Genomic DNA, 16,071 nt, shown 5'->3' with positions numbered 1-16,071 from the left:
GCGGAACGGGCCTACACTGAACTACTCAGAATGCCCGTGACTCAAAGCGGTACTACTGTGGGAAAATTCTCCCACGATAGTCCGCCTCAAGGAGAGCCTTATGCCGTGGTATGCGTGGTTGATTTTAGTGGTAGCGATCGGGTCGATCGTCGGTGGCCTGCTGATGCTGCGCGACAGCGCCAACAAGGTGGAACTCACCGACGAACAACGTAAACGCGTGGCCGAACGCAACGCCCAGGCGGACGCCAAGGATGCGCAGGATCGCTAAGCCGGTTTACTCCCAGGCCGCCTTGGCAATGTGCAAACCGTGCTGCCCCCTGTAGGCAGCACGCTCAGGCTGCGTCCAGCCGTCCAACAACTCATCCTCCAATCGGTAGATTTCGACCCCCAGCGGACGGCACACCGTCAACGGGTCCTGCGCGTCCGGCCCCCACATCGGCAGCGAGAGATCTCCGCCAGGGCAAGTCGACAATGCGCACAGCAGATCGATCTCGGCGAAGAACTCCAGGTAATCGCCCTTCTGCGCCGGACAGGCCTTCATGAAGTACATATCGTCATGATTGAGCCCGGTGCACTGGAAGATATTCAGCACGTCATGCACATCGAATTCCGTCAGGCCGTGGGGCAATACCGCACGCGTGAGGTTGGAGTGGCAATGATGATGGAAGTCCTCGCCTGTCAGCATGCGGTTCACATACGGATCGCACCGCGTGCCCAGCAGATCATGCAAACGACCGCCATGTTCATCGATGCCATAGCTGGCCAGACTGTCATCGGTGATCGTTACCAAAGGTCTTAAAAATGGCAGGTTGGACCATAACCGGTCGTGGGTGCTGACATGGGCGCCTTGCAATTGTCTCGTGCGTGCCGCCCACAGACGTTCGCGCGGGTCATTGGCGTTCCACACGTTGAAGTCACCCACCTGCGGGCCCACCGGCGTAGTGACACGGAACACATGCCCGGCCGGCACCTTCCACGCCCTCCCCGTCCGAATTGGCACCTCGAACTGTTCGATCAGCGTACGCTGGCCGGCCCGGTCACGAATACGCTCATAGAACGCCGTATCGACTTGCAGCGCAGAGCCTTTGCTGACTTGGTAAGCAGCTGGGTAGTCTTTGTACATGGGGCAACCCTCCTTCAAGGGTGATCAAACAAGGCAAGGGAAAGGCGTTCGGAATCGTCCAGGTAAAGGCTCATCGCCTCCCCTGCCGCCAATTTATCTTCCTGGATCAGTAACTGGTAAATCTCGCGGTCGCGCTCCAGCCAGGGCGACTGGAAACGCTGCTCATCAGGGGCGGCACAGAACACCAACCGCAGTTGGGCAATCACCTGGGCGAAAAACTCATCGAACAACGGGCTGCGCATCAACCTGACAATCTGCTGATGGAACAGCAGGCTGTGAGTGGCCACTGCTCGCCAATCCTCACGCTCACGGGCGAGGCTGGTTGCCTCAATCGCGTTTTGCATGTGTGCGGCCTGATCAGTCGTCAGCGCGCCGCTCTGGGCAATAGCCTGCAGCTCCAGAGTGCGGCGTACGACGAACAGGTCGCGCACCTCCTCCCTTTCCAAGCGCCGGACCATCACACCTTTGTTGCGTATATAGCGCGTCAGCCCTTCCTGCCCTAGACGATGCAGCGCTTCGCGGATGGTATTGCGCGAAGCGTTGTATCCCTTGACCAGGTCACCTTCGACCAGCGCCATACCTGGCAGCAAACGCCCGCCGATGATATCGGCACGTAATTCGAGGGCGATCTGGTCAGCCAGGGACAAATTGAGAGTCATCGTTACCTCAGGATTGTTGAACAATGCCGGGAACAGAGGTAATCACTTTTCATGCCAAGGTTGTTGGGACATCCTGCCGATAAGGTTTCAGATGCAGAAAAGGCCGGTCAATGACCGGCCTCCTGGGCGCTTTTTCACATATTCAATTGATGATCAGCCTGTCGCGATTTTTCTCCAGCAACGCCTTGCCGATGCCCTTCACTTCCAACAACTCATCTACCGCCGTGAAGGGGCCGTTGCTTTCACGATAGGCGATGATCGCCTTGGCTTTGGCCGCTCCGATACCAAACAGATCGCGACGCAGGGTTTCGGCGTCAGCGGCGTTAAGGTTGACCTTGGCGGATTGCTCGACCTGGACCTTCTGCGCCGCAACGGCGGCCGGAGCTTCCGGCTTGGCGGATGGAGCCGCGATGGTAGCGACTGAGAAGCTGGTGAGGAAGGCGAAGATAAGGGAAGAGATGTACGCGTTTTGCATTGGTGACGCTCCATGACATCGGTAAGAGAAAAGCAGCTTTTCCGAAGCTGCTTTTCTAACTTAGGTGATGTTAGGAGAGAGTCAAAAGTGAGTGAGTAACAGGGTGTTAGCTCAGGGCTCGAGGCGACGCTGCTGGTAGATCCAGTCGACAATTTCGCCGTCGGGAGAGTAGCCGCTGACGGTGTCGCGCAGTAACTGGCGGACTCGGGTGTAATCGTCCTCATCCACGGCGGCAAGCAGCTCGCTCAGCTTCCCTTTGAGTACGTCCCAAGCGAGATGGTCTTCGTTGGCGCTCATGATCATCGGGTGCTGGGTGGCGACCACGTTGTCACCGATCAGCAACTCTTCGTAAAGTTTTTCACCAGGCCGCAAGCCGGAAAACTCGATGGCTATATCGCCGTGCGGGTTCTTGTCTGAGCGAACACTCAGGCCAGACAGGTGAATCATCTTCTCCGCGAGCTCGACGATTTTTACCGGTTCCCCCATGTCCAGCACAAATACATCACCACCAAGACCCATAGAGCCTGCCTGAATCACCAACTGCGCGGCCTCAGGGATAGTCATGAAGTAACGGGTGATCTTGGGGTGGGTCACCGTGAGCGGGCCACCCGACTTGATCTGCTTGTGGAAGAGCGGAATCACCGAGCCCGAAGAACCCAGCACATTGCCAAAACGCACCATGGTAAAACGAGTTTTATTGACCCGCGAGACATTTGATTTGTCACCGAACAGTACGGGTGCCAATTCGCGACTCAGGGCTTGCAAAGTCAACTCAGCCAAGCGTTTGGTACTGCCCATGACATTGGTAGGACGAACTGCCTTGTCCGTCGAGATCAGAACAAAGTTCTCCACTCCCGCCTGCAATGCAGCCTGGGCGGTATTCAATGTGCCGATCACATTGTTCAACACCCCCTCGGCGATGTTGTGTTCAACCATGGGCACATGCTTGTAGGCGGCGGCATGATAGACCGTATCGACGTGCCAGGTTTTCATCACATCAAGCAGTTTAGACTGATTGCGCACAGAGCCCAGGATCGGCAATAGCTTCACCGGGAGCGACTCACGGGTGATTCGCTGCTCCAGTTCCGAAAGGATGCTGTAGAGGTTGAATTCGCTGTGTTCGAACAGCAGCAATGTAGTCGGTCGCAAAGCCAGGATTTGTCGGCATAGCTCGGATCCGATCGACCCACCCGCGCCGGTCACAAGGACACTTTTTCCTTTAATGCAGCGCTCCAGCAATTCGCCTTGTGCAGGCACCGCGTCACGCCCTAACAGGTCGGCAATGTCGACTTCCTGGATGTCATCCACCTTTACACGGCCGCTGGCGAGGTCCATGAAACCTGGAACGCTTCGTACGTGGAGAGGAAAGCCTTCGAGGAACCCCAGGATTTCGCGACGGCGTCCACGGTTCGATGAAGGGATTGCGAGCAGGATTTCTTGAGCGCCAGTGGCGTCGATCATTCGCTGGATGTGCTTTGGCTTATAGACTTGCAGCCCGGAGATAACGCGATCAGTAATACTGACGTCATCGTCGATAAAGGCGACTGGACGCATCACTCTGCCCATACGCAAAGCAGCAACCAATTGGTTCCCCGCAGCACCAGCACCATAGATGGCAACACGCGACAGGCCATCGTCACGACTGGTGAACGGGACATGCTGTGACGCGGCAAACCAGTCACCCAGAAAATACTGACGCATTGCCAGGCGCAGGCCACCAACCATAATGAGGCTCAACCACCAATAGTTGAAAATTATGGAACGTGGAACCACGTTCTGGTGGTTGCTGTACCAGTAGACGACCACACCGAGAATCAGTGACGACAGGCTGACCGCTTTAATAATCGCGATAAGTGCATCGTTACCGAAGTAACGCATCACCGCTCGATACATACCGAAGCGTACGAACAGAGGGATTCCGACAATAGGAGCGGCAATGAACAGCCAGAGGTGCACACGAACCGGATTAACCAGTTCGTCAACGCCCAGGCGTACGACGAACGCGAGCCACAAGGCTAACCAAACCAAAAATACATCAGTACCAATCTGAATCAGTCGTTTTTTTCGTCTAGGTAGCGCGACCAAATACGCCCGTAACTTATCCATAGCCTCTTCAAACACCTCTATACACTCCAATGCCTTGTGCTCGCAGCGCCAAATATGGAGTCGTCATAACGTCCAGTCTGGCTGCAGATACTACTTATTTGCCAACACTCGGCTTCTCAAGCTCGCCAGCATGAAATTTTATCGCCAGAGCAACCAGCGGTAGATAGCCGAGAACCAGCCCCCAGGCGCCATCCAAACCGTATAAAACAACACCCATGGATATGGGCAAAAGCCAGAATACATTGATGGCCGCCACTGCCAAAGTCACAGGCAGATGTTTGCCGAATTTACGCGAAGCAAATTGGTAAGCATGGCTGCGATGAGCTTCGTAAACCTTATCACCGCGCAATAAGCGCCGTACCAAAGTGAAGGTTGCATCGACCACAAATACCCCCAGCAATATCAACCAGGCCCAGAAGAATGACGATTGAGTCCACGCAGCCTGGATGGAGAAGCAGGCTAAGATGACACCCAAAAATCCACTTCCGGCATCACCCATGAATATTTTTGCGGGTGGGAAATTCCAGAGCAGAAACGCTCCCACCGCAGCAGCCAATAGCAAGGGCAACCAGATCATATCCTGATGTCCGCTCATCGTATAAAGCAAGCAGGCTCCCAGACATGCGCACATTGCCTCAACACTGGCGATACCATCGATTCCGTCCATGAAATTATAGAGGTTGAGCATCCACACCATATACACAGCAGCCAGTACGCTACCGACTATACCGAGCTCCAGAGTCCATCCAAAAACGCTCAGCGGAGCGAGCCCGTTGAGCCAGAACAATGCCCAAATGGCTGCGGAAAAATGGCCAACCAAACGCCAACGAGCAGCGATATGCCCGTGATCGTCCATGAAGCCCAGCACTGCAACCAGGGCTCCGGCCCCCCCTACTGCAACCAACGAGTCCGTAGATACCAGCCCAAGCCATGCCAGCAGCGGAATAACAGCAAGGAAGGCAAGCACAATCGCTACCCCACCGCCTCGAGGCGTGGGTACCGAGTGCGAGCTGCGCGCATTCGGGATATCAATGATGCTTCGCGAAAGCGCGTATCGACGGATGACAGCGGTCATCACAAATGAGACCAACGCAACAGCAGGAACAATCCACCAGTAACTCATTTCTTTTCATTTTCCATGAAATCCGACGCAGTGACCTTCAACGCCTCATTTACCGACAGTGGAGGCATCCATCCCAAGACGGAACGTGTCTTGGCGATATCGACCTGCAATGAACCACACAAGCGCTGTGACAAACTACGCTTACCCAGCATGTTCGCCCCTACGCTTAACAGTACAGCGGGCACAGGAAGAAGACGCGCCGGCTTACCCAACGCAGATGCCATTTTGCGCAGTAATGTGGTGGTTGATAAATCTTCACCATCACTGACCATAAACGTCTGATTAGCCGCAGCCGGGTGACTGACGCAAGTGATGATCAAATCGACCAGGTTATCCAAGGCAACCAGACTGCGGGCGTTATGAATAGCGCCAAAAGGCAATGGCACACCTTTATGCAGCCAACGCATCATGCTGCGAAAGTTAGCTTTCACACCTGGCCCATAGACCAGTACGGGGCGAATAATCACGACCTCCATTCCAGTGGTCGAGGCCAACTGACGCAACCCTTGCTCAGCTTCCATCTTCGAAACACCGTAAGGGTCTGACGGATTACCCGCTTGGTCGGCTGTAAAAGGTGCACCCGGTGCAGTGCTTTCGCCATTGACCTTGATCGAACTGAGAAACACAAACCGCTTTACGCCCGCTGCAGCAGCCTGACGTGCAAGGTTTAGAGTACCTTCCACATTCGCACGACGAAAAGCCTCCAGCGGGTCAGCTTCCTGGTCGTTCATGACATGTACGCGAGCCGCGCAATGCACCACGGTATCAATACCATTGAGTTCGGATGAAAAGCTCGCGGTCGAAAGGTCGTCGAACCGGACGACCTGCTCTGCTTCAGGGCAAGTAAAATTCGCCCCTCTTACAGCTACAGTGACTCGAATATCAGTGCGAGCGGCTAAAACTCGAACCAACCGACCACCAACAAATCCCGATGCTCCAGTCACAAATATCTGCACACAAAGCTCCTTGCTTATGACTTCGACCAAACGGTGCGGTTAATGTAATCGGTATAACTGTGCACGATTCGTACGACTTTCTTGGACACGGCGCCGCCGAGGTAATCATCGACCACCGCAATATTGCGCTCGCCGCGTACATGTTGTGATGTCACCACACGAACAGCGTTGAGAACGCGCTCGGTTTTCAAACCACACATGATCAGCGTACCCTCGTCCATACCTTCCGGACGCTCATGGGCGTTACGGATCGTGACGGCCGGCAGATTCAGAAGAGAAGCTTCTTCAGTGATTGTGCCGCTGTCAGAAAGAATGCAGTAAGCGCCCATCTGCAACTTGATGTAGTCCAGCAAGCCGAACGGCTTGACGAAACGAATCAATGGATGATCAAGCGACTCACCCAACGCCTCGAGACGCTTGCGCGTACGTGGATGCGTAGACACGATCACCGGGTATTGATATTGGTCAGCCAAAGCCTTCAGGGAACCCAGCAAGTCGCGAAGGTTCTCTGGGGTATCAACGTTTTCCTCACGGTGCGTGCTGACAATGAAATAACGCCCCGTTTCCAGCCCTTCTCGCGCCAACACGTCCGAGGCTTCGATCTTAGGCATGTAATGGTTCAAGACTTCTTCCATGTGGGAACCCGTCTTGATAATGGTTTCCGGGCGTACGCCTTCATCAAGCAGGTACCGACGAGCGTGCTCGGTCAGCACCATGTTGATATCGCTCAAGTGATCCAATACCTTGCGGTTCAGTTCCTCGGGCACGCGCTGGTCAAAGCAACGATTACCGGCTTCCATGTGAAACACTGGAATCTTTCTACGCTTAGCGGCGATAACCGCCAAACAGGTGTTGGTATCACCGTAAAGTAACAGAGCGTCCGGCTTTTCCTTCTCAAAAAGCTCATCGGACTTCTCAATGACCTGTGCGATGGTCTGGGCAGCGGTCTCACCGACGGCGCCTAGAAAATAGTCCGGTTTGCGAATCTCCAGGTCATCAAAAAATACCTGATTGAGCTCAAAATCATAGTTTTGACCAGAGTGGACCAAAATATGATTAGTCTGCTTATCCAACTCTGCAATCACTCGGCTCATCTTGATGAGTTCCGGGCGAGTTCCTACCAGGGTCATAACCTTAAGCATTGAGTTGCTCCTGAATGAAGTCCAGCTTGAGCAACAGCTTTTTAACACCTTCCACGTCGAGACGTTCGGTGTTGTGGGAGGTATAGTCGTCCAATTCGGAGATCTCGGTTTCGCCTTCAACGAAATACTTCTCGTAGTTGAGGTCGCGATTATCCGCCGGGATACGATAGTAACGGCCCATATCTTCAGCTTTGGCCATTTCTTCACGAGAAATCAAAGACTCATACAGTTTCTCGCCGTGGCGAGTGCCGATGACTTTAATTGAGTTCAAGCGGTTGAAGAGTTCTTTCAATGCCTGAGCCAGAACTTCTACCGTGGAAGCCGGGGCTTTCTGAACGAAAATATCGCCTTGCTCAGCGTGCTCGAATGCATGCAGCACCAAATCGACCGAGTCTTCCAGGGACATCAGGAAACGCGTCATATTAGGGTCGGTAACGGTCAGTTCACCGCCCTGCTTGAGCTGATTGATGAACAATGGAATGACAGAACCACGGGACGCCATAACGTTACCGTAGCGTGTGGAGCAAATGACCGGGCCGGCCTTCGGAATCATGCGGGACTTGGCGACTACCAACTTCTCCGCCATCGCCTTGGAAATGCCCATTGCGTTGATTGGGTAAACCGCTTTGTCGGTGCTCAAGACCACAACACGTTCCACATTATTGGCAATCGCCGCGTTCAAAACGTTCTCGGTACCCAGCACGTTGGTTTTGACGGCCTCCATCGGGTAGAACTCGCACGAGGGAACCTGCTTGAGTGCGGCGGCATGGAAAATGTAATTCACCCCAACCATAGCTTGGGAAATACTGTTGTAATCACGTACGTCGCCAATATAAAACTTTACCTTGTCATTACCGAGCGCAATGCGCATGTCTTCTTGTTTTTTTTCGTCACGGCTAAATACGCGAATTTCTTTTACGTTCGTATCAAGAAAACGCTTCAAAACCGTATTACCGAAAGAGCCAGTACCACCGGTAATCATTAAAACTTTATTATCAAACATCAAAAAACTCCTAAATTATCGCTGAGCGCGCATAAACTTAATAAGATCCGGCCAGGCCGGTGGCACATAACCGACTGCTTCACGAAAACGTGTCGAATCCAGAGAGCGGTCAATAACCAATTGTTCATCAGCTACGATGTCAATATTCTTCTCATAGACTTTGGCGATTTCATTCAGCAAGGTGAACTTGTCAATAGGTGCAACGGACACATGGTAAAGCCCGAACAATTCCTTGTGAGGCAACACAAAATCAACAATGATGCGCGCCAGCTCTGCGGTGGGTACGCCGGAGAAAATCGCTTTCGTGAAGCCTTTCACTGCCCCTTCCTGAGATAGGAACCAATCAACCAGAGAGGAGCAACTGGCCAGCTCGTGACCAATAATAGAGGTTCGCAAAGTAATCGCATGCTCTTCATCATGCAGCTCACCGATAAACTTAGATTTGCCATACAAGTCTTCCGCATCGGACGGATCCGACTCAACATACATACCTTTGGCACCGGTAAATACGCAATCGGTACTAATATGAACGAGACGAGCACCCGTCAACTTGCATAGTTTTGACAATCGATGCGGCAACATCGAATTCAATGGCAACGTTGACAGCGGATCTTTGGCTTGAGCCAACTGCTTGATCAGGCCTACACAGTTTATGACAACGTCCGGGCGATTTTTCTCGAACACACCGACTAATGATTCATAATCAAGAACGTCTATATCAGAATAGAAGTGATCTCTATGCTTCTCTTCAAAGTGCTTCGCCCCTCCTTTTCCACGCATAGTGCCGAACACACTATGTTCGGTGTGATTGGCAATGTACTTGAATACAGCACTCCCTAACATCCCCGTCACGCCAAGCACTAATATCTTCATCATTAATCTCTAAGAGTTCGCACGTTCTTTAATAATTTGGACCAACCGACGGCACTGGTTCTTCATCTCGTAATTATTACAGAAAAAACTAAAGCCTGCCGCCCCATAAGCGGCTCTTTTTTCCGGAGCTGCCGCATGCAGCATCTCTATATTCCTAGCCAGCGCGGCAGCGTCCTCAGCCGGCGAACAAAGCCCTGCTCCCGCCTGAGCGACGACTCTAGCGCCTTCACCATCCAACGCAGCCAGAATAGGCTTACCGGCCGCCATATACGCCTGGACCTTGCTGGGTATAGTCAAAGTGAATATTTCGTCGCGCTTGAGCGTGACCAGCAATGCTTCGCTCTTGGAAAACAACTCGGGCATCAATGACGATGGTAGCCGCCCCACCAGCTCCAGATTGTCCAAGTGATGTTGGCGTTTCTGCTCACGCATCCACTCAAGCCGACTGCCACTACCCACCACGACTATTTTGCAATCCAAATGGCCTAAAGCTTTGGCAGCATCAATAATGGTTTCCAAAGACTGAGCGAAGCCCAGGTTACCAGCGAAAACCACACAGAAATTGGATGATAATAATTGGTTGATTTCAAGCGGTAGTCGGTCCGTCGCTTCCACATCGACCGATGGAACACGGTAAGAATTGGGGTAGTAAACAATCTTGTCTTTAGCGGCATACTTTGATGCCGAGGAGACGAAGGCTTCGGACTGAACCAGGATGGTATCAGTCTGCGCATAAATAAAACGTACAAGAAGCCCCACGATCTTGAGCAAGAAAGGATTTTTAATGAATCCAGTGGCCTTAAGGGTTTCCGGCCATAGGTCTTGCACCCACACCATCAAGTGGGCGCCACTGGATCGCTTCAGGACAATCGCTGGAATGGCCGCAGTAATGGGTGAAACGGCGAATACTATGATTGCATCAAACTGCTTGCCGGCATTTTTTTTGGGGAAGAACCTGATCCCATTGGTCACGAACGACAGATAATTGAGCACCAAGTTCTTGGCGCCTCCGGCCTTTCTTGGCCTCAACGGGGCCCGATGAACCTTTATCGAATCCCTATACAGATGCTCACTGCACGCATTTTGATCATAACCTTCGTAGGTTTCACCCTCCGGATAGTTCGGCTGCCCCGTGAAAACTTCCACGTCATGACCTAACGCCGCCAACTCCTCGACAATATCATTGATAATAAAGCTCTCAGGATAAAAATACTGAGTCACAATCGCAATATTCAAAGACATATCAATTCACACTATCAAATCTGGATTTCAGCCCACGCGGGCCCTGTACGACCACCGACTTAAAAAACGAAAACATTGCAACCCAACGATTCATTTTCATATCAAATGACGGCTTACGACTTGACAGCTCAACAAACTTATCCGACGTTTCGACGATATCAAATGATTTTGCCTTTACGCGATGTTGGTTAGAGACTTCCAAGTACTGCTCTGGATTTAGAGCCTGCAACATGGCAATAGTATCTAGAATGCCCACCCGTACAGTTGTAGCCGTCGCTTCATTGTACGAGTAGCCAGAAACATCCGAAAACAATCCGCAGGTCAATGGCTCCTCTATGGATTCAATACCCACTACAGAAGGAATACCGGCGGCCGACGCTTCAATGATTGTTGTGCCTGAGCCAACGAAACAAAAAGCGCCCTCGAGGATAGAGGGAAGCTCTGCATACTCCACCTCCCCTTTGAAATGCACATATTTACCGACACCACACGCCTGCGCCAAAGACTCAAGAGCCGCTCGCTCAGGGCCATCACCATAAATAAAGTACTCAAAATCGGCCTGTTTGCGCAGCTCGGCCAGCTGTGAAATCACATGTTTGTTATAGACCTTAAAATCAACCAGACGGCCTACTGAAACAATCCGCAGAGAAGACTGCAGCGGACGTCGATTGGCATAGCTCTCAAAGGAAATACCCAGTGGCAGAATATCTAAATTGCTCACTTCGACATTGGCAAATGCAGACGCCATCTCAGCGGTCCTTTCGTTCGGAAACAGCGTCAACTCCACATTGCGATCATAGAGCTCTAGCATCTTCCTTCTGAAATAGATATCTCGCCCACGCCACCAGCAAATTTCTTTGGAATGGTAAATACCAATACTTAATGCTGTAAAACGAAGACGTGACTTATTAAGAAAAACATATGCCAACGTTAAAATATCTACCACATGCACAATGTCATAATGGGCCTGATCTTTTTTTGCAGGAATAAGTGCGTTAATCCAACTTGATGCCGAAAAGAAAGGCACGTGTTCCACGACATTGACGGTCGCGTAGCGAGATAGTTCCTCGAACAGACCGGCGTCACTCTTGTTTGAGAGCAGCGTCACGGTGACCTTATGTCCCGCCAGACTGAGATACTTCGCCAGCCGGACAACGTAGGTCTCAACCCCACCAATGGCCAACCCGCCCATCACAAACAAAATGTTCTTCATAAACTCACCAGAAAATCATAGAAAATCAAAAAACACTTCAGACCCGCCCGTCCAGCCCGAGTTAGTACTCAAGTTCAGGTACAACGTTCCAAAAGCATAAAGACAAACCGCCAAAAATCCGAGCTTCCTGCCGAGCAGATGAACAGCAATCATTGGAAGCAAAACATATTCAAACATCGATATGCTTGCATACCCACGCCCGGCCAAAATGGCGAAATCACCCAGCACAATCCGAAAGAAAGCAGCACAATAAAACATGCAGAAAACCAGATTAAAGGTGGGATAGCGCACCTCCAACTTTCGCCAACATATCAGCGAAAGCAATATGATTAATAAATTTTTTATATTAACCATATCAAACAACGGCAACGCGTAACTGTACATGTCAGCATTAAGATAAAGTTCAATTTTTTCGCCTACAAACCCAAACAGTGCCGCTTGGCGCAGCACTGATTTAAAGTCAATCAGCATTGCCATCAAGACAAGTATGACACTGACGAACAAGTACAAAATCCTTTTTGGCTTCATCTTATAAAGCGAAAGGGGGATAATGAAAAATACCGATGAAACGTGCACCAAAGTGGCAGCAATAACATAAAATGCCAGCTTCATGTAACGTTGTCTATGCAAATACATCGCTGCTAAAAATAGCAATCCGGAGGCAATACCCAAGCGTATTGCATTCAATTCTTTTGCAAGATAAAAATGTGTAAAATAGACCAAAACACCCAAAGCGAAATAAGGAGAAAAGTACCGTATACTTCTTATATTGAGCACTACCGCAAACAGCGAACTGAACCCAAACAAGACAAACGAGTTTTTTCCAATCACCGCCAACAACGAGAGAAACATGAAAAAGCCAAACTCGACATTAAATGTCGAGTAGCTGTAATCACAGTAAATATTTTTACAATCCAATAACGACGGAATTTCATTCGCCATCTGCAAGTAAGCGAGGTCATCGCTCCCCACACCTGCTGCTCTCAACGTCGCTAACAGTATCAGGGGGGCCCCCATCAGGACTGATATGACCACAGACGGCAGGCGCCGATCACTAAGCACGTCAAACGCCGCAACGATTACTAAGAATCCAAATACGAGGTACAACGGGAGTACAAATTCCAACCCCATTATCTGCGCGCCCAATAAACAAAGCCAACGATGGAAATCACAAAGAAAATAATATAGGCCAGCATATAGGAATACATGACGCCGTGGACGCCACCTACATCTCTCCCCACAGAAAATGTCAACCCGACAAATAGAAGTGCCTGTACTACCTCAGACAGGATGTACAACTTTGTCGCCGCTTTCGCAACAGCAACAAAACCGACGACATAAGCGGCCACCTTAAAAAAATCACCGATTAATTGAAATATGATGAAGTTTTCCAGATCGTGGAATTCAGAAGACAGCAACAGCGGAATAAAAAAGTGACGTCCGAAGTACAAGACGCTCCCTCCCGCCAAAAATACTGCCATCACCAGCAGCATGAATTTCACAACGTGGGTAGTGATGAGCCCCTTGTCCTGAATGGCCGAAATCATGGGCATGAAATAAGAAGCCAGGAAGACGCTGAAAAAACCGATATACGCGCTCGATAATTTTATGCTGCCTTGCCAAATCCCCGCTTCAGAATAACCTACCTGCGTGATAAGCGACTCCCTGATGACAATTTCCACGACCGGGAACATCACTGCGCTGACCAGTAGCATCAGCCCGAACTTGGAAAAACTCTTGGCGAGGGGCATGTCGAACCTGCGCCATTTGAGCATCCTCACCAGTGGTAATCCCCTTAGAAAAATCGGGGAAATAAGCACAGGTATGGAAAATATTGCCAACATGGCGATAGCGGCGCCGGGTAAGCCAAATGCGTAAATCAACCACCAGATGACGGGAAGTGCAAGTAGATTGGAAACGACTTGAACAATTGCATTAACTTTTAACTTTCCCAGACCGTTGAAAAAGCCGGAAAACAAAATATTAAATGCAAAAAATAGCTGAGAAAACGCAAGCAGTAAAACCACCCAATAATATTCAGCCTCTCCAAAAACAAATGCAGATATCCTTTCCGAAAATACTCCTAACAGCAATAACGAAACAACACAAAAACCTGCGGCATAAAAAACCGATGTCGAAAACAATCGATCCAATTTGAATCGATTATTCTTGAACTCCGCAACGTACTTAATCACACCATGGCTAATTCCGCCGCCGGCCAATAGGACGGCAATCGATACCAGACTCATGAAATGACCCAATTTACCCAAGCCATCTGCACCCAGGTAAAAAGCAATCAGCTTGAGTATGCAAAACCCAACAAGTATTTTAGATGCTTGGGCGGCGCTCGTAAAAAAAGCGCCGGCCAACATGCCACTACCTGCGTTGTTTAATTTACCGGCCGGCGGCATCAACGGCTCCTATTACGGAGTCAATTACGTGCTGCACTTCGGCATCTGACATGCCGTACCAGATAGGCAAACGAATCAGGCGCTCACTTTCCTGGGTAGTAAAACGATCTTCACCAGCAAACCGCCCCAATACGACGCCTGCTGGAGCGCTGTGCAGAGGTACATAGTGGAATACTGCACCGACCCCAGCTGCATTTAAGTGTTTAATACAGGCTGTGCGAGCCTTGATATTTTTTACTTTAATGTAAAACATATGGGCATTACCGACACAGTCACTTGGCGTCGTCGGTGTCTCAATCAAACCTTCTGCCACTAACCCCGACAACGAAGCGTTATACCGCTGCCAAACACTTAATCTGAAGTCATTGATTACATCGGCACGTTCAAGTTGACCAAACAGATAGGCCGCCTGTAACTCGCCTGGAAGATAACTACTACCAATATCAACCCAAGTATATTTATCAATCATGCCTCTAAAAAACTGGCTACGATTGGTGCCTTTTTCGCGGATAATCTCAGCGCGACCAATGAAACGCTTGTCATTGATCAGCAACAATCCTCCTTCACCGCCACTCGTATAGTTTTTTGTTTCATGAAAACTATAGGCCGCCAAATGGCCTATAGTGCCCAACTTACGACCTTTATAAGTGGACATCATGCCCTGTGCGGCGTCCTCCACGACAAACAGGCCGTGGCGCTGCGCAATGTCCATGATCACATCCATTTCACATGCAATGCCAGCATAATGAACGGGTACGATCGCCTTGGTATTTTCAGTAATCGCAGCTTCGATCAGGGTTTCATCAATATTCATCGTATCTGGACGAATATCGACAAATACAATCTTTGCCCCGCGCAATACGAATGCATTCGCCGTACTGACAAAAGTAAAGCTAGGCATGATGACTTCATCGCCCGGCTGAATATCAATTAAGATAGCGGCCATTTCGAGCGCTTGGGTGCATGAAGGGGTCAGGAGCGCCTTTTCACAGGAAAACGTTTCCTCAAACCAGCGCTGGCAACTAACGGTAAAATCACCATCGCCCGACATTTTGGCGCTGCGCATCGCCTGGGTCACGTATTGATCTTCATTACCTGTATAAGGCGGTTTATTAAATGGAATTTTCATCATGCTCACCGTTAAATTCTTTTTCTAATTGAAGTAAATCTTTCTTTCGTTCTTTGACCCTTTTCGCAGGGATACCAGCATAGATACCCCAGGCATCTGTGCTTTTAGTCAGGAGCGCCATCGCTCCGATGGCACAACCTTCGGCCACGTCTACGCCTGGAAATATAACGGCTCCAGCACCTACGATGACATGCTTGTGCAGATGAACTGCCGAAAACACTTCTTTCTTGTATTTTTTGGGAACGAGGGAATTGGTCAGCGTTTCCCCACTGTAGTCATCAGACTGAGAAAACACTTTAACGCCATATGCCAGCGTGCAAAAATCATCCAAAAAAACACCGGGTGTTCCACCGGCGATAAGGCACATTGGGGTTATATGATTAAACTTGCCAAGCTTTACTTTCCCAGAGATAACACAAAAGTCATCAATCCTAGAAAAGTCGCCAATTTCCATTTCATCAGCGTTATAAATACTGGCACGATCGCTGATCTTGACCTCTTTGCCGAGGCTCTTAAACCCCATTTTAGCTAACTGATCGTTTGATAAATATGCCATAAATTCCCTACAAGTAGCCCACACGGCCAGGATTTCTTCAGTGACCTTACCGCAACGCCC

The 16,071-nt window shown here is 50.3% G+C and carries 16 protein-coding genes; 1 reads left to right on the top strand and 15 read right to left on the bottom strand.

Features of this window, described 5'->3' with window-relative positions; translation table 11 throughout:
• Nucleotides 1-100 precede the first annotated feature (100 nt).
• Nucleotides 101-268, top strand: a complete 168-nt coding sequence (locus DK870_RS13065) for a DUF2897 family protein (RefSeq protein WP_008437727.1) — start codon at nucleotides 101-103, stop codon at nucleotides 266-268.
• A 6-nt stretch (nucleotides 269-274) separates the two neighbouring features.
• Here DK870_RS13065 and DK870_RS13060 read toward each other — a convergent pair whose 3' ends face one another.
• From DK870_RS13060 to DK870_RS12990, 15 genes are all read right to left on the bottom strand, one after another.
• On the bottom strand, nucleotides 275-1,123 hold the full coding sequence (locus DK870_RS13060) for a DUF1989 domain-containing protein (RefSeq protein ID WP_161548817.1): 849 nt from the start codon (nucleotides 1,121-1,123) through the stop codon (nucleotides 275-277).
• Between the two features lie 14 nt (nucleotides 1,124-1,137).
• Nucleotides 1,138-1,782, bottom strand: a complete 645-nt coding sequence (locus tag DK870_RS13055) for a GntR family transcriptional regulator (protein ID WP_161548816.1) — start codon at nucleotides 1,780-1,782, stop codon at nucleotides 1,138-1,140.
• 142 nt (nucleotides 1,783-1,924) lie between these two features.
• A complete protein-coding gene (locus DK870_RS13050) occupies nucleotides 1,925-2,257 on the bottom strand; it encodes a helix-hairpin-helix domain-containing protein (protein WP_060753225.1) in 333 nt (110 codons plus the stop codon).
• A gap of 111 nt (nucleotides 2,258-2,368) precedes the next feature.
• Nucleotides 2,369-4,363, bottom strand: coding sequence for a nucleoside-diphosphate sugar epimerase/dehydratase (locus tag DK870_RS13045; RefSeq protein ID WP_104995876.1), 1,995 nt, complete (start codon nucleotides 4,361-4,363; stop codon nucleotides 2,369-2,371).
• A 94-nt stretch (nucleotides 4,364-4,457) separates the two neighbouring features.
• On the bottom strand, nucleotides 4,458-5,486 hold the full coding sequence (locus tag DK870_RS13040; RefSeq protein ID WP_104995875.1) for a glycosyltransferase family 4 protein: 1,029 nt from the start codon (nucleotides 5,484-5,486) through the stop codon (nucleotides 4,458-4,460).
• The gene (locus DK870_RS13035; RefSeq protein ID WP_161548815.1) at nucleotides 5,483-6,442 is read right to left on the bottom strand and encodes an SDR family oxidoreductase; all 960 of its coding nucleotides are present in this window, start codon (nucleotides 6,440-6,442) and stop codon (nucleotides 5,483-5,485) included. Before DK870_RS13035 ends, DK870_RS13040 begins: the two co-directional genes overlap by 4 nt.
• 14 nt (nucleotides 6,443-6,456) lie before the next feature.
• Nucleotides 6,457-7,584: a non-hydrolyzing UDP-N-acetylglucosamine 2-epimerase gene (wecB, locus tag DK870_RS13030; RefSeq protein WP_161548814.1), complete on the bottom strand. Its 1,128-nt coding sequence runs from the start codon at nucleotides 7,582-7,584 to the stop codon at nucleotides 6,457-6,459.
• A complete protein-coding gene (locus DK870_RS13025) occupies nucleotides 7,577-8,587 on the bottom strand; it encodes a nucleoside-diphosphate sugar epimerase/dehydratase (protein WP_104995872.1) in 1,011 nt (336 codons plus the stop codon). The genes wecB and DK870_RS13025 overlap by 8 nt, the downstream gene beginning before the upstream one ends.
• A 15-nt stretch (nucleotides 8,588-8,602) precedes the next feature.
• Nucleotides 8,603-9,460: an SDR family oxidoreductase gene (locus tag DK870_RS13020; protein ID WP_104996222.1), complete on the bottom strand. Its 858-nt coding sequence runs from the start codon at nucleotides 9,458-9,460 to the stop codon at nucleotides 8,603-8,605.
• Between the two features lie 9 nt (nucleotides 9,461-9,469).
• Complete coding sequence (locus DK870_RS13015) at nucleotides 9,470-10,702, bottom strand: glycosyltransferase family 4 protein (RefSeq protein ID WP_178126868.1); 1,233 nt, start codon at nucleotides 10,700-10,702, stop codon at nucleotides 9,470-9,472.
• A 1-nt stretch (nucleotide 10,703) separates the two neighbouring features.
• A complete protein-coding gene (locus tag DK870_RS13010; protein WP_104995871.1) occupies nucleotides 10,704-11,915 on the bottom strand; it encodes a glycosyltransferase family 4 protein in 1,212 nt (403 codons plus the stop codon).
• A 15-nt stretch (nucleotides 11,916-11,930) separates the two neighbouring features.
• The gene (locus DK870_RS13005) at nucleotides 11,931-13,061 is read right to left on the bottom strand and encodes an EpsG family protein (protein ID WP_161548813.1); all 1,131 of its coding nucleotides are present in this window, start codon (nucleotides 13,059-13,061) and stop codon (nucleotides 11,931-11,933) included.
• The gene (locus DK870_RS13000; RefSeq protein ID WP_234016618.1) at nucleotides 13,046-14,326 is read right to left on the bottom strand and encodes an O-antigen translocase; all 1,281 of its coding nucleotides are present in this window, start codon (nucleotides 14,324-14,326) and stop codon (nucleotides 13,046-13,048) included. Before DK870_RS13000 ends, DK870_RS13005 begins: the two co-directional genes overlap by 16 nt.
• Nucleotides 14,310-15,455: a dTDP-4-amino-4,6-dideoxygalactose transaminase gene (rffA, locus tag DK870_RS12995; RefSeq protein WP_104996218.1), complete on the bottom strand. Its 1,146-nt coding sequence runs from the start codon at nucleotides 15,453-15,455 to the stop codon at nucleotides 14,310-14,312. The genes DK870_RS13000 and rffA overlap by 17 nt, the downstream gene beginning before the upstream one ends.
• Nucleotides 15,439-16,011, bottom strand: coding sequence for an acyltransferase (locus tag DK870_RS12990; protein ID WP_161548812.1), 573 nt, complete (start codon nucleotides 16,009-16,011; stop codon nucleotides 15,439-15,441). Before DK870_RS12990 ends, rffA begins: the two co-directional genes overlap by 17 nt.
• Between the last annotated feature and the right edge of the window lie 60 nt (nucleotides 16,012-16,071).

Source organism: Pseudomonas sp. Q1 (genome assembly GCF_009935975.1).
Lineage (GTDB): Bacteria > Pseudomonadota > Gammaproteobacteria > Pseudomonadales > Pseudomonadaceae > Aquipseudomonas > Aquipseudomonas palleroniana.
The sequence above is the reverse complement of the archived record's forward strand: the minus strand, read 5'-3'. Positions and strand labels throughout refer to the sequence as shown.

Bases quoted from the DNA above. Each gene is read 5' to 3' on its own strand.
- DK870_RS13065 (WP_008437727.1), top strand. From the start codon at position 101: ATGCCGTGGTATGCGTGGTTGATTTTAGTGGTAGCGATCGGGTCGATC.
- DK870_RS13060 (WP_161548817.1), bottom strand. From the start codon at position 1,123: ATGTACAAAGACTACCCAGCTGCTTACCAAGTCAGCAAAGGCTCTGCG.
- DK870_RS13055 (WP_161548816.1), bottom strand. From the start codon at position 1,782: ATGACTCTCAATTTGTCCCTGGCTGACCAGATCGCCCTCGAATTACGT.
- DK870_RS13050 (WP_060753225.1), bottom strand. From the start codon at position 2,257: ATGCAAAACGCGTACATCTCTTCCCTTATCTTCGCCTTCCTCACCAGC.
- DK870_RS13045 (WP_104995876.1), bottom strand. From the start codon at position 4,363: ATGGATAAGTTACGGGCGTATTTGGTCGCGCTACCTAGACGAAAAAAA.
- DK870_RS13040 (WP_104995875.1), bottom strand. From the start codon at position 5,486: ATGAGTTACTGGTGGATTGTTCCTGCTGTTGCGTTGGTCTCATTTGTG.
- wecB (WP_161548814.1), bottom strand. From the start codon at position 7,584: ATGCTTAAGGTTATGACCCTGGTAGGAACTCGCCCGGAACTCATCAAG.
- DK870_RS13025 (WP_104995872.1), bottom strand. From the start codon at position 8,587: ATGTTTGATAATAAAGTTTTAATGATTACCGGTGGTACTGGCTCTTTC.
- DK870_RS13020 (WP_104996222.1), bottom strand. From the start codon at position 9,460: ATGAAGATATTAGTGCTTGGCGTGACGGGGATGTTAGGGAGTGCTGTA.
- DK870_RS13015 (WP_178126868.1), bottom strand. From the start codon at position 10,702: ATGTCTTTGAATATTGCGATTGTGACTCAGTATTTTTATCCTGAGAGC.
- DK870_RS13010 (WP_104995871.1), bottom strand. From the start codon at position 11,915: ATGAAGAACATTTTGTTTGTGATGGGCGGGTTGGCCATTGGTGGGGTT.
- DK870_RS13000 (WP_234016618.1), bottom strand. From the start codon at position 14,326: ATGCCGCCGGCCGGTAAATTAAACAACGCAGGTAGTGGCATGTTGGCC.
- rffA (WP_104996218.1), bottom strand. From the start codon at position 15,455: ATGAAAATTCCATTTAATAAACCGCCTTATACAGGTAATGAAGATCAA.
- DK870_RS12990 (WP_161548812.1), bottom strand. From the start codon at position 16,011: ATGGCATATTTATCAAACGATCAGTTAGCTAAAATGGGGTTTAAGAGC.